Below are 13,089 nucleotides of genomic sequence, written 5' to 3'. Positions count from 1 at the left end.
GCCTTCCCTCACGAAAAACTCCGCTTGCTGGCGCGTGGTTGAAGACCCACGATCTTGTATGTATCCATCGGCGCTGCAATGCCGCGGATAGATTGGGGTCCCAGCGATTCGACTTCGATGAATTGTCTGGCCGCAACGTATGCATCTTTCGATATCAGGATCTCGCCCGGGCCAGCCAGCTGCTCCAACCGGTTCGCGAGATGAACATTCGCGCCGGCCGCATCAAAGGTCTGATATAGTCCGTGCTCGATTGCCTGAACTACAACCTCTCCGGTGTGGACGCCAACGCGAATCTGGAGATCGGGATCGCCGAGGCGTTTGACTCCGTCTTGCATAGCAAGCGCGGCCAAGCAGCCGCGTATAGAGTGATCTTCATGTGGCCGAGGAGCCCCAAAAAGCGCCATGACCCCGTCACCCTGTGATTTATTAACGACACCGTCGTAACGAGCAACGGCATTGTTCATAAGGTCGAGGATCGGCTGCAGCCGCTTCATTCCAAGCTCGGGATCGCCCAAGCTATCTATCAATCCCGTCGAATTGCGAATATCAGCAAATAAAATAGTCAGGCGCTTTCGCTCGCCACCCTTGGCATAGAGCGATCTCAGTACCTGCTGCCAGGGACGATTCGTGTCTCCCATGTCTGCAGGAGACAAGAGGGAGCCGCATTTTCCGCAGTATCGGCTCGATGAGCCACTGGCGTGACCGCACGACCGACAACGGATCGCGAGCGCTGAACCGCAGCCTTCGCAATATTCGTTTCCCGCAGTGTTCTCACGATCGCAACGCAGACATTGCATTGAGCGTCCCTTAGACCGAGTGGGTCCGGAATTATAGCCTTAAGGAACCGATACTTCTATGGGTTACAACGCACGGCTGAGCTGAGGCGTGTACTCATGAAGCCAACACGCCTTCGAAGCCGGTGAGGGAGGGGCGCTCTCACGGGCTCGCTGTTGTAAGCTCATGGCGTCCTTTCTTCCCGCAGACGGCCGGACAATCAGGTATCTGGAATGAAGTTCGAAAGGTAGCTGAGCATTGGGATGTAGCCGACTTTGCGGAACGATTCGCCAAAAGACGGTCACTACAGCGGTAAGGAGGCAGAACCGGAAGACTTGCTGATCCACGGTGCGTTTAAGCCCCTCACCGGTTTGAACCAATGCCCAATGTTACCCGCCAAGCGCCCTTAGATCGCCGGTGACAAGCTCGCGGAATGGTGACAAGGTTTGGCACGAGGATGACACCGATGCTGCTATCGCAGTCAATTGCTCCGCCCGGAGACCTCGCAACAACGAGGGCCCGCAAACGCCTCGTTCTCACGTTGCTCCGTGCGTTAAAAAACCAATTCCCCATGATATTATATCAATTGGTACCCTCGCCGGCGCTGGCAAACGCACAGGCCCTAATTCTGAATAGCAAGAAAGTTGTGAAGCTTTACGGCGGGCTGGCTTATCACCCCGAACTTGGCATCGACGCCTTGGCATTCGCTCTTCTGCACGAAACTGGGCACCACCTCGCTGACGGACCGCGCCTTCCGTGGAATGTATTCCTCGCCTGCGAGTGCTATGCAGATCAGTGGGCGTTGAAAAACGGACACATCGCCGAATTCGGACAAATCGATTTCGTGAAAGCCGTGCGCGATCTCGACAGGCTATTTGCCGCCTACGACGCTCTCAACAAACACGAGTCTGGGAGCGCCCTCGAGGGCTGCTGGAACAATGACTGGGAAAAGAGACGCAGATCAGTTTTAGCAAATTCAACGCTGCCAGCGTGGCGCACGTGTCCCCTACACGAACTGTCGGTGCCTCCAGGGTAGGGAGCCCATCCTCGTCAATAGTTTGTATTATCGGGATTCCAAGGAATATTGATTCCTACCTCATTGCCCTGCGCGTTGGCATGGCTGGTTGGATTGTTGAAGGTGCCCGGCGCGCCAGGCGTCCCCGGCGGAATTGCCTGATTGGACTCCTGGATGGGCGTTTGACAGACAAGAGTTAGACAGTAGGCCGTCTGGCCGTTTGGAAGGGTCACCTGCATGGGCTGACCCTGGAGAAGCCATGATGACATAGGGTGCTGGCAGCGGAGGATTGGGTTCGTGGGTCAGATCGAAAATAATAGGAGCGTTGTTTTGCAAAGCTGCGGTGATCACCGTGTTGATATCGGTTTTTGTCTGATTGGGCAGGTTATCAAGAAAAACAAACCACCGGGCTCGTGGGTTTTTTAGCCCACCGGCAGCCGGTGCTTGAGTGCTCTGCGGGTAGGCCCCGATTCGTCTCGCAAGACGAGACAAACTGGCGGCAGGAAGGAGAGCTTGATTCGCCCCTCCACCTCCGGGGGCGTTATCGCGGTGGTTGTTGATAACCGTCCTATGATGATGAAATACCCAGTTCAGGCGAGCCACGATTTCTTGGTCGTGCGGGGTGGGAATAAATGAACCCATTTTAGAGCTCCCAAATAACTGCAGAAACTATGTCCAATACAATGCCCCCACACTGAGCGGGAAGCCTTCCCTGATACATACTACAGGTCTGTCCTTATTTTTCTAGCGTTATTGAAGTTACGCCCGCGTACCTCGAATTTGCGCCGCGCCAGCTCCGCAACCGGCCAAATTGTCGGCCGCGGTCCGCATTTTCTAGTCCTTGCCTAACACCCGTTGGCGAAAAAACGGACCAATCGCGTGAAAGGCGTTGCTGTTTCTCGGCAGCCGATCCAGCTCTACGAGCCAACGCCCCGTAGACGAACGTCCGATTTCGCAAATGAGATGTTATGGAAGAAGTCGGTCAATGGCAGAGGCCATAGAGCGCAATTTGACTCACACTGAGTCGAGCAACGATAGCCCGCAGCGAAGGAGAAAATCTGCCGTTCCATCATAGTAGGATGGTGGCCGCGTCGCATCGATGACATCACCCGTCGGGACGTAGATGATCATACCCTGGCGAGCGCGCGTCAGCAGCACACGATAAGCGTTAGTCAGATAAATCTTTCGATTCTCATCGTTGACGTTCTGCCAGCGCGTCCCAGAAAATCGGTAGTACTGCCATTTGCCATTGATGGAACGAAAATCAGCATCCCAGCAAACACCGACCCAATCCAGCTCCAGACCTTGAATGTCGAACTCGGTCGCCGGGTCTTCCATGTAGTACGACGAGCGGACGTCGTCTCTGCCGTTCAGAAACCAGGTCGTGGCATCAATCTTCTCATGGACATTGATTCCCTCAGGCTTAAGACGCGAGGCGCCTGATGATGCAACTAGGCCGGTCCGCTCCGACCCGCGGGCTCGATTACGAAGCCATTGCTTTGCCTGTTTTAGACTCCGCGTGACGGCGATTGGATATGACGCCTTGATCTCCTGATAGAGGCGCGCGGCTTCAACGGCTTCACCTGCAACCAGTGCGCCGACAAACTCCGACAGCTTTTCGGCACGGAACGATCGAACGGAAACGGCCAGGTGAAGGGCCGACAGAGATTGGCACTCTAATCCTTCGAGAAGCGCCGGCAGATCTTGCCCCCAATGATAGTCACGATGAGCAAGCTGCTCGGACGTATAAACTTTCCAGTCGCGAAAGCTGCGCTTGAGTGCTGAGAACCATTCAGTCAAACCCGCTTCGCCTGCGTTAATCTCCTGCCCTCCACCTATCAGGCAAATGATCGTGCACCAGCCGTCATGCCTGTCCATAACGCTAATGAGAAATTCAGGCTCAGACATTTGGAAGTTTGTCTGCCCCTTTTTCTGACTCATGAAATTCGCCAGATGTTTGGTGTCCCACGCGCGCTGCGCTTCGTCGAACACGGCAACACGCTCGATCGGAGGCTCAGAGGTCACGAGGTTGCTGTCTCGGAAATGCATAATATTTTGAACGAAGCTTTTGACTTTGCGGACGGCATCGGACTTCTTGGCTTTCTCGCCACGCTCCTTTAGTTGTGCATGTTCGTCCCGAGCCAGTGCCTCGCGCAGCACCTCTACCAAAGGGCCGTTGCCGGATAGGAAAACGGCATGCTCTTCCTCGTGGGCCTTGGTCCGAAGTGTCACCAGATTGAGGCCCGCCAGCGTCTTGCCGGCGCCCGGCACCCCTGTGACGAAGCAGATGGCCTTTCGTCCCAGCGACTTGGCATCCTCGATGGCGTCTGCCAGGCAGGCAGCCGTCTGACTTAGGTTTTTTGCGCCAGCGTCGGAACGAGTAATGCCTTCAACTCGGTGCCCTTGATAAAGCGCTTGGGCCGCCTCAATAATTGTCGGCGTGGGCTTGTATCCGGCTTTTGCCCATTGTGCGCCCTCGAGGTCGTTCTGCCTCGGCGTCTGAGCAATGACCCGCCCAATGATCTGATCAAGATTTCCTCCGTTCGAGCGGATCGGGCTCGCGACACTGTCTGCACCCCAGGTCAGAGCAAACGAAGGGAGCTCAGCCATGGTGGCGACGACGATCGGGACTATTCGTCGCTCGTGGCTACCGGAATGAAAATTCTTGAGGTCGAGTGCGTAGTCCAGCACCTGGTCGATAGCCGCTGCATCAAACTGGTGCGCACCGACCTTGAATTCGATGACAAAGACGATCCCCGCTGACGTCATCACCACATCGGCGCGCTTGCCCATGCGTGGGATCGCGAACTCAAACGCAATCCAACCGTCCAGCCCGCGAAACTGAGCCCGCACAAGGTCGATCTGACTCAGCCATGCATTGCGCTGCAGTGCATCCAACGCGAAAGGATTTTGCTTGGCGAGGATTCCTAAGACAGCTTCAGGGGCATGATCGACAAGCTCTTGGATCGAGCTAGAATAAAAGGCACCGTTCATCGAATTTTGCGCACTTCCGCCTATTTTGTTGGTTGATCCTATGACGTCGGACGAAATCGATCTAGCGACAATGGCCGATATGCTGATGAGGTCTCCCGACTATCGGGTGCTTCGTCGTCTTGCGCCTCGAACCGAGTTCGCCTTATGCGAAGGACAAGCAACACAGACTGGCATTCTGCTCGATGTCGAGACCACTGGGCTCAATACAGGGCAGGATGAAATCATCGAACTTGCGATGGTGAAATTCGACTATCTGCCAGATGACAGAATAGCTCGAATCACGGACGTATTCTCGTCATTCAACGAGCCTCAGAATCCCATACCTGCTGAGATCACTGAACTTACTGGCATTACCGACGAAATGGTGATGGGGCGTCGGATCGAGGCATAGGCTGTTTCGGCGTTTGTCTCCGACGCTGTGATCATCGTCGCCCACAACGCGAACTTTGATCGGAAGTTCGTGGAACGTTATTGGCCAGTTTTCGAACGCAAGCCTTGGGCGTGCTCCGCCACAGAAATCGAGTGGCGCAAACATGGATTTGACGGATCGCGCTTAGGCTACTTGTTAGCCGGGGTTGGCCTGTTTCACCAAGCCCATCGGGCAATTGACGATTGCCGTGCTTTGGTTGAGATCTTGTCATCCAACATACGGACCCTCAATCGATCCGCCTTCGCCATTCTTCTTGAGCGCGCGCGGCGCAAGACAATCCGCATATGGGCTGAACAATCCCCCTTCGAACTGAAGGACGCTTTGAAAAAGCGAGGCTATCGGTGGAGTGATGGATCAGATGGAAGACCACGGTCTTGGTACGTCGATGTTGACGAAGTTCACCAGGCCGCCGAAATCGAGTTTTTAAGAACGACGATCTATCTGCAGGACGTTGATCCACGACAGCAGATATTAAGCGCGATGAATCGGTTTTCGATTCGCGTGTAAATGATCTAGCGTAATCACAGTCGCGGATCTCGGCTCACATCGAGCGCCAGCTGCTAAGCCATCGATCCTGCTTTACGCGCTTCACGTTGCGCCTTGAACGCAGCCTTGAATACCTCAAGGCCGGCGGAGGTCAGTCCATTGTCTGAGATGAGGCCCAACCGCATAAGGTTGCTCGCTTCCATCATGCGGTCGCCGTGAGTGGATCCGCCACCGAACAACCGAATGACAATTCGCTGTTCTCTGCGCGTCAACCCGTTCCAAAGCGCCAGCTCGTGCATCCCAATGCCCCATGCGAATCGCTGCATGACACTAAGCAATTTGCCGGTTACTCAGAGGCAAAATCGTGGCTAACAAGGAATAGACCAGGAAAAACGCAAACTGCGGCCATTGAAGCCGGCCTGAAGGTTAGTGCACTGCGCAAATTGCACGGCTACCGAATGTCGGTGGCCCTACGTTAGGCCCGAACACGATTTTCTCCGCGTGTGGCGCGCAATTCTTCCATTTTGGTACTGTGTGTGCTGGCTGCGACCGTCCAATCTTCCCAGTCTCGGGCAGCCCTATTTCTGAGAGTGAGATACGTTTGATTTGCCTTTCTTGCTGCGATATTTCGCGGTCGGCTTTGCGCGAGATTTTTTGATGATTCGCTTTCTCAGCGTAGAACTTTGGTCGACCTCCTTATTCAGCAATCCGAGCCGCGTTGCCTTAGTCTTCCTATAGAGCTTACCCAATTCCAGCAGCAACACGGCCTGCGAGGACACCGCTAGCTTCTTAAAATTTTCGACTAAATGGGTTTCCGGGCGCTTCTTCGCTTTCCGCGCTATTCTTTGCCATCGATGGCTCCAAGGACGAGCAAGACTTGAATCCGCACTACCCCGTCAAACGACCACCGAACACAAAAGGCTCCCGACATAAGTCGCGAGCCTTCGTCGCCATCGGGGCTACGTAGAGCCCTAGTGATGCCAGAACAACGCAATCAGCAAAATTACAGGTAGTGGCACACCAGGCAGCCAAAGGATTGCGCCCTTTCCGAAATCCATGATGTCCTCCTGAATTGTGCATTAGGAACTCGGAGTTGGCTTAATAGTTCCGCAACCGGCGCGACACCCGCTTGCGGTAATGAATGACGTTACCGAAATCGCCCTCTTCAATGCCGGCATCTACGATGTCTAAGAACGAGAACTTCGAATCAATCCGTCAGATCGGCAGATTGTCTGTCATTCCAGGCGGTACCTCGCCCACGTCTTTGCCTTCAGCAAGAAGTTCTTTCTCGGCCTCGTACCAAAATGCATCCATTTTACCTGAGGGCCCACCGGCTTTCTGCCAAAGGTCATAAGCCCGCTTTCGAATTTCTTTCTCGGTCACACCCGCCATCTCACTCTCCTTTTCACAACCAAAGCTTGGCGCGGCTTGCGAGTTCCAGTCCGGCTTTCGATCAGCGCGCGGCATGCGCCCGCGCGAAGTCGAACTTACAAGCTCACACTCGCACGGCGCGCTAGATCATGCAGCCGAACATCTAGGCAGCGCGCGCTTCTGCCTCGACGTAGAACGTGAGCCGCCCTTCCGAGCTCAACTCACTCAATCAGCGCACGGATGCCCGCGAACCGACGATAGCGGCTTCTTTGCTTTCGAGAAAGCTCACAACGCCGACCATGTCACCGACGAGATCAAGCAAGGTGTACTGATCGATGTCGAGTGGTTTGCCGGTCCGACCATAGCCACGCATACTGGTGCTACGGCGTGCGGTCACCCCCGATCGACCGCCATCCCTCGTCCGCAATCGTCAGCACCCCCGTTTTTCCGAGGGCCTTCATTCCGCGGAGATGGGCGCCTGGGACGGTTCGCACGACGGCGCCGGGGACGTTTGATGATCACGTCAAGGATGTGGCCATGTGGGGCGCAGCCGGACAACCATGCCCGGATTGACTATCTTGTCGTCATGGGATTGTGGGCCTTGGCGCGGGTCCGTTCGACTGCCGGACCTTGAGTCCCGAGCCCCCAAGGAAATCGCAGACCCCATCATGGCGACCCATCCCAACGTGGAGATGAAACGCCAGAGGCTCGGGCCCATCCCGAATTTGCGGACGGCTTCTGAACGGTTTTCAGCAACCGTTGCGCGGCCTCGGCGTTCGTCGCGCAACGCTCGAGCCAGCGAGCCACGAGAAAATCCACCCGCGCGGCAAATCGCAGCTGAGCCGCTGCCAACACAAGCCTCGCGTCCAACCTTTGATCGGATAGTTTCTTGAGGTCGTTGCGGGCGTTCATCTTGCCCTCCTGCCGCTTCGGCGGAGGGAGTAGCCCGGCGCCGAGAATTACACTCTTGCTTTGCGGATCAGCTTCGCTTCGAGCTGAAAATTCACGCTCCGTGTCATCACGGACACGCACGACCAATCGGCCCGCCGAATAAGCGGCCGGACGCGGGCGGCAGTCTCTGCGATGTGCGTGCGTGCGTTGCGCATGACGGTCCTAAAGAGTGCAGGCAATTTCACCTACGACGAACGTGATGATGTAAACGCAGAGAAAATTCGTCGCGTCAAATGTTTTCTGTTCACGAGACGCGCAATTGGTTGCGCGCTCGCAACTTTCGGAACGCCAACGCGGCTGGCCGAGTTCGGAAATTTCAGGCAATGGAGGCTGCGGTAGCGACAGCTGCGGGAAATGCCATTGCGTAAGCGTTCATGACTGAATCGCAACCGATCGTGTGCCTTTTGGCGAGTATCCATTCAGCTGCCAGGCCTGAATGTAATTATCTCGGCGCGTGGCGCGCCTTGGCCGGATCGACCGGATCGCATTCGGTGACGATGGTCGCAGTTGAACAAGCGGCTAGTGACATGACTTCCGCTGACCCTATCTGGTGGATAGGGTCAAATGCGCTGGTCTCCAACTTGCGTCATCACCTAGTGTTCTGTCCTGCCGGCGTGGCGGCCGGGATTTCGCTAGCGGAAATAGGCAAAGATGGACGGCTGACGCTCGCCGTTTCGATCCACCGCAAGGTATCGCCGCAGCGAACAGCGCTTCGCCACGCCCAGATCCGGACGAATTTGACGTCACCGATTTCTGCCGACCCTACCCAGCGGATAGGGCCAGCTGCCTGGTCCTCCCATCCATCGCCTCGGCATAGGTCGGCGCTGACAAGAGGTTGCACAGTGGGACTAGCGGCCTGCTAGGGCTAAATTCGTGGATAACGAGCACAACCTGCGCCGATTCTGCTTACTAGCCAATAACTTGCTAACGTGGCATTCCGCCTCCTTGGGTCATTTAGCCCTAGCAGCCTGCTAGGGCTAAATGGCCATTAATTGCTGATCGGCTGTGCGAACTACTGTGTCTCGTCATCTGAAAATAAACACGGCTTCGCAGCAGTGACGCCCGGTTCATCGGCTCCCGACCCTTCGTAAGCGATTCAGATATCAATGGTTTTCGAAGCGACAGCTGCTGCACCGTTGAAAGCGGGGCGCAAAATCCCATCGGCTAGAAAAAAATCCCTGAGTGAGAGTGGGGCCGGTACGTGAGCGGCGGGGTCCCTAGGGAAATGACCACCCCCATCCCCCCGTCCGCCCCCTCGGAGCAGCAATCCTGCCCAGCAACTGGTCAAAGCCGACCGGCTGTCGAATAGGGGATGTCCGCTTTGGGGAAGGCGGTCTTGCGATTCAACGGCTAACCAGTGGCTGCGAACAGGTCCCAACGGCCGGGAAGCCCCTTCAGTTCGAACGAACCGCGCTCCGCGAATCTCAGCCCAGCGCCTGCGACGAGGTCGGTGACGACACGCGACACCAGCACCTCGTCGAAGCTGGAATGTGACATGACACGCGCGGCAGCATGCACGGCGATGCCGCCTATATCGGTGCCCCTGATCTCGATTTCGCCAGTATGCAAACCAGCGCGCAGCGGCAGGCCAATCTCCTTCGCCGCAGAGCCGAAGGCGAGTGCGCAGCGCACCGCGCGGCCCGGCCCATCGAAGGTCGCTAGAATGCCATCACCGGTGCTTTTCACCAGATGGCCACGATGTTTGTCGACAATCTTCTGCGCGAGTTGGTCGTGCTCGTCGAGCAGGCGGCGCCAGCGATAGTCACCCATCTCCGCGGCGCTTCGCGTGGATTCGACGATGTCGGTGAACAGAACGGTCGCGAGCACGCGCTCAAGCTCGGCTGTGCCGTGATCGCGATGGCCGGTAACAAATTCCTCGATATCACCGAGCTTGGTTTCAGGATCGCCAGTCCAGAACGCGTGGTCGCCGGTTGGGTATTCGATGTACTTCACGTTTGGAATCGCCGTCGCGAGCTTACGGCCGAACTCGACCGGAACTTGAAGGTCGGCCTTACTATGCAACACCAGCGACGGCACCTGCAACGTCGGCAGAATTGCGGTAACATCGATCTGACGGTTGAGCTGCAAGATCGTTCGCAACGCGCCAGGGCTGCTTCCCAGCCGCTCGAACTTTCCGAATTGTGCAATTGCCACAGGTTTGCTTGCCTCGCTAGGAGCGATCGTCTTGATTAGTTCCCCGGCACCCCAATGGCTTACGATCTGTTCGATACGTGCCTCCCACGCATCATGCGAGAATCGATCTGCGGATCGGCTAAAGCAGCCAATCAAAATAAGATGCGATACGCGCTCAGGATATGTCGCGGCGAAAAGGATGCTCATGCAACCACCTTCGGAGAACCCAACCAAAGCAGCGCGCTTCGAGCCAATCGCATCCATGATCGCGCGCACGTCGTCCATCCGCACTTCCAGCGAGGGTGCGCCAGACATGCGATCGGACAAACCCTGTCCTCTTTTGTCGAATGTCACTACACGAGCAAAGCTCGCCAACCGCCGCAAAAAGTTGGTGAAACCGGTTAGTTCATGCGCGAACTCGATATGCGAGACGAAGCCGGGAACCAAAATCAAATCGATCGGTCCATCGCCCATCACTTGGTAAGCGATGCTGAAATCGCCGCTTTGGGCGTACCGCGTCTCGGGCAATTTAAAATCGGTCATCGGGCGAACCTCAGGTCCGATCCATTGTTGCCGCCGGAAAAGTCAAGATCAACCCCGCTCTTGATGTCTCTAACGGGTCAAAAAGCAGACATCGGCCAAAAGTCGTCTCGATGCCTCAGTTCCGGAGCAGGTTTGACATCGAGCAGATTTCTACGACTTTAGCCCAAGTGGGCTTTTTGTTTTTATTTCCGAACTTTTTGCGTGTGAACCATGGGGACCGGTCGCGTATCCAAGCTTCCAGACTTTTGCCCACCCCCTGGGCTCGAAGTCCAAGCAGCAAAGAGCCCGACTTTAGAGCACAATGGTGCTCCGACTTTGTAGCGGGCTGCGGGCTGGTTAAGACCGATCGACGGACATCGACCGCAAGACCGCCTCATAGAGCCTCCCGTCGTCGAGCTGCCTGCGTCGCTCCAATGCTGTGATGTGCTCCAGTTCGCGATCAGTCATCCGCATAAGCACTTCCCAGCCGCCCAAGCGTTGAGCTATGCGGTTCTGGGTGACTTCGGTGGGCTCTTGCTTAGCTTGGAAGGCCTTCAGTCGCTCGGCAACGCTAGTCGTCGCCTTTGTACTCCGATCCATGTGCGGGTTAGCCGTAGGTGGATTGGCGCTTGCTCGCGAACGCTCATCGGCCATAACAATTGAAGGTTCTATTGAAGGTTCTATTGAAGGTTTAAGCCGCACAGCTATGCGGCTCGGCTTTCGTCCGCGGTGCGGCCTGGTCAAGCCGCAATCTGCACTCACCAGATACGGGTTACCCGTAGCTGGCGGAAAGATTTCAGGCGTAGCCGCTTTTTGCGGCTTGGTTGCCGCGTCGGACATGTTGAGCTGGTAGTGAAACGTTTGCCATTGACCGCGGCGCTTGGGCGCCCTGGTGACGGATATTAGGCCTTGAGTGATCAGCTTCTTGGTCTGCCTCTGAACCGTGTCGAGAGACATTTCAGCATGCTCGCTGAGTGTCCTCTGCGAGGGCCAACAATAGCCGTGCTCGTCGGCATAGTTCGCGATTGCTAGGAGCAAGAGCTTCCGCCCGCAATGGCCGACTTTCTGGTGCAATGCCCACGCTGTTGCCTGCCAACTCATCGGAACTTGCCCGGATCGGAACAGCTTTTCGGGCGGTTCGAATGATTGGAGACTGCAGCGTATGCAGCGCGTCGGCCACGAAAGCGGCCCAGTGGGCGATCGTCGGCATCAAAGGCAGCATACAGCTTTGGTGAAACCTGTACGAAGCGGCCGAGGCGTCGACGACCGAGGTATACGGAGTACTCGGGAGGTTTTTCGTCAGCCGAATAGCCGGACCCGTTCGATCCCTTTTTCTTCACGGCTGTCGCTCCGACGGTCCCCCCCCGCAGGTATTTGCTTCTATCCAAGCGATCAGATCGCGACGGCGATAGCGAACGGCGCGGCCTACTTGAACGAAAGGCGGCCCTGCCAGGCGCATCCGCCACGACTGGAGCGTTCGGACAGACAGGCACAGCAGATCGGCCGCATCCTGCTCCCTAAGAAGGGCATCTAAATCTTCAATGGTGTTGGTGAGGGGCATGTCACAACTGCATCTGTTTCGATGCAGTAAGACTGGCTACTTTGGAGCCCCGAAAATAGCTGACGCGATTTCGAAGTGCGGTGATCAGAATTGCGACGATTTACGCTTCGGTCCCGGGCGAGCCCACAGATAGCGTTGTTCATCGCTCAAGCGGCCGAGTACGAGAGCCCGGCACCTGGCGAATTCTCGTTCGCTGAGCGTGTTTGGCCATCTCTGTTGAGCCTCTGACCAGAGCTCGTCATTGGTCATAGGTGAACATGCTGGATCTGACATGAGGGAGGTGAGCCAAGCGATACATTCGTTGCGGCAATTATTTCTGCTTTGGATTTGCTTTCGAGCCTTCGTTGGACTTTGAGTGTCTAGCCCCGGGCTCACTGATTGATCGTTCACCGGTAACGCAATGGGCTGCTGAAGCCAGACACCCGTCCAGACAGGAACAGGACGATGGTTTCGGATCTCGCAAACGGCGCTATTCTCCACGTCAATGGCGAGATCGCTACGCCTCCATTGACCTATTCCAATTGCGCCCTCAACGCCGGTGGCGGCGAAGGTACCAACCGCGACTATCTCTCCACGAGAGAGGCAGCCGATAAGCGTCGTGAAGCGATCGGCTAGTAAATTGGAAGCTGCAACATGTAGCGCTGAAGGCGTCGGCAATGGCTTCTCTAGAAGCACGACGGACGAGCTCACGAACCCATAGGCAATCCTTTCCGCCGTTGCGTCCAGGGGCCAATGGAAATCAACGACGGGACCTGGAAATTGTCCCTCCGAGAAAATCGCACGATCCCCAATCTGCTGTCCGATCGCAATGATCTCGCGGTCCTCAATTACGCTCTTGCGAAATCCTTCCGC

General features: G+C 56.2%; 13 protein-coding genes and 2 pseudogenes. 4 read left to right on the top strand and 11 right to left on the bottom strand.

Translation table 11 applies throughout. The features are described 5' to 3' along the window. Window positions 1-8: 8 nt before the first annotated feature. Together ACVWW1_RS32730 and ACVWW1_RS32725 are read right to left on the bottom strand one after the other, a co-directional pair. The gene (locus ACVWW1_RS32730) at window positions 9-638 is read right to left on the bottom strand and encodes an adenylate/guanylate cyclase domain-containing protein (protein WP_456660726.1); all 630 of its coding nucleotides are present in this window, start codon (window positions 636-638) and stop codon (window positions 9-11) included. An 81-nt stretch (window positions 639-719) separates the two neighbouring features. After that, window positions 720-797: pseudogene (locus tag ACVWW1_RS32725) on the bottom strand (hypothetical protein); the annotation flags it as partial. Between the two features lie 443 nt (window positions 798-1,240). On the opposite strand from ACVWW1_RS32725, the gene ACVWW1_RS32720 reads away from it, so the two are divergent. Then, window positions 1,241-1,810: a hypothetical protein gene (locus tag ACVWW1_RS32720; RefSeq protein WP_456658723.1), complete on the top strand. Its 570-nt coding sequence runs from the start codon at window positions 1,241-1,243 to the stop codon at window positions 1,808-1,810. A 60-nt stretch (window positions 1,811-1,870) separates the two neighbouring features. Here the strand turns inward: ACVWW1_RS32720 and ACVWW1_RS32715 are convergent, their stop codons facing one another. Both ACVWW1_RS32715 and ACVWW1_RS32710 read right to left on the bottom strand, forming a co-directional pair. Continuing rightward, window positions 1,871-2,431: a hypothetical protein gene (locus ACVWW1_RS32715; RefSeq protein ID WP_456658722.1), complete on the bottom strand. Its 561-nt coding sequence runs from the start codon at window positions 2,429-2,431 to the stop codon at window positions 1,871-1,873. A 372-nt stretch (window positions 2,432-2,803) separates the two neighbouring features. After that, window positions 2,804-4,783: a DUF2075 domain-containing protein gene (locus ACVWW1_RS32710; protein ID WP_456658721.1), complete on the bottom strand. Its 1,980-nt coding sequence runs from the start codon at window positions 4,781-4,783 to the stop codon at window positions 2,804-2,806. Window positions 4,784-4,823: 40 nt separating this feature from the next. Between ACVWW1_RS32710 and ACVWW1_RS32705 the strand changes: the two genes are divergently transcribed. Further along, a complete protein-coding gene (locus ACVWW1_RS32705) occupies window positions 4,824-5,174 on the top strand; it encodes an exonuclease domain-containing protein (RefSeq protein WP_456658720.1) in 351 nt (116 codons plus the stop codon). Between the two features lie 12 nt (window positions 5,175-5,186). Continuing rightward, a pseudogene (locus ACVWW1_RS32700) lies at window positions 5,187-5,720 on the top strand (3'-5' exonuclease); the annotation flags it as partial. Between the two features lie 53 nt (window positions 5,721-5,773). Here ACVWW1_RS32700 and ACVWW1_RS32695 read toward each other — a convergent pair. From ACVWW1_RS32695 to ACVWW1_RS32665, 7 genes are all read right to left on the bottom strand, one after another. Continuing rightward, window positions 5,774-5,998, bottom strand: a complete 225-nt coding sequence (locus ACVWW1_RS32695; RefSeq protein ID WP_456658719.1) for a hypothetical protein — start codon at window positions 5,996-5,998, stop codon at window positions 5,774-5,776. A 916-nt stretch (window positions 5,999-6,914) separates the two neighbouring features. Then, window positions 6,915-7,091: a DUF2934 domain-containing protein gene (locus tag ACVWW1_RS32690; RefSeq protein ID WP_456658718.1), complete on the bottom strand. Its 177-nt coding sequence runs from the start codon at window positions 7,089-7,091 to the stop codon at window positions 6,915-6,917. Between the two features lie 208 nt (window positions 7,092-7,299). Then, window positions 7,300-7,443: a hypothetical protein gene (locus tag ACVWW1_RS32685; RefSeq protein ID WP_456658717.1), complete on the bottom strand. Its 144-nt coding sequence runs from the start codon at window positions 7,441-7,443 to the stop codon at window positions 7,300-7,302. A gap of 293 nt (window positions 7,444-7,736) precedes the next feature. Continuing rightward, entirely contained in the window at window positions 7,737-7,982 is a 246-nt protein-coding gene (locus tag ACVWW1_RS32680; RefSeq protein ID WP_456658716.1) for a hypothetical protein, read from the bottom strand. Window positions 7,983-9,371: 1,389 nt separating this feature from the next. Continuing rightward, a complete protein-coding gene (locus ACVWW1_RS32675) occupies window positions 9,372-10,697 on the bottom strand; it encodes an adenylate/guanylate cyclase domain-containing protein (protein WP_456658715.1) in 1,326 nt (441 codons plus the stop codon). Between the two features lie 336 nt (window positions 10,698-11,033). Further along, window positions 11,034-11,777: a helix-turn-helix domain-containing protein gene (locus tag ACVWW1_RS32670; protein WP_456658714.1), complete on the bottom strand. Its 744-nt coding sequence runs from the start codon at window positions 11,775-11,777 to the stop codon at window positions 11,034-11,036. A 235-nt stretch (window positions 11,778-12,012) separates the two neighbouring features. Continuing rightward, window positions 12,013-12,237, bottom strand: coding sequence for a helix-turn-helix transcriptional regulator (locus ACVWW1_RS32665; RefSeq protein WP_456658713.1), 225 nt, complete (start codon window positions 12,235-12,237; stop codon window positions 12,013-12,015). Between the two features lie 444 nt (window positions 12,238-12,681). Between ACVWW1_RS32665 and ACVWW1_RS32660 the strand changes: the two genes are divergently transcribed. Continuing rightward, entirely contained in the window at window positions 12,682-12,852 is a 171-nt protein-coding gene (locus ACVWW1_RS32660; protein ID WP_456658712.1) for a hypothetical protein, read from the top strand. The last annotated feature ends 237 nt before the right edge of the window (window positions 12,853-13,089 follow it).

It is taken from the genome of Bradyrhizobium sp. JR3.5 (assembly GCF_054057015.1).
Note: the sequence above shows the minus strand (reverse complement) of the source record. Positions and strands in the feature narration are given on the sequence as shown.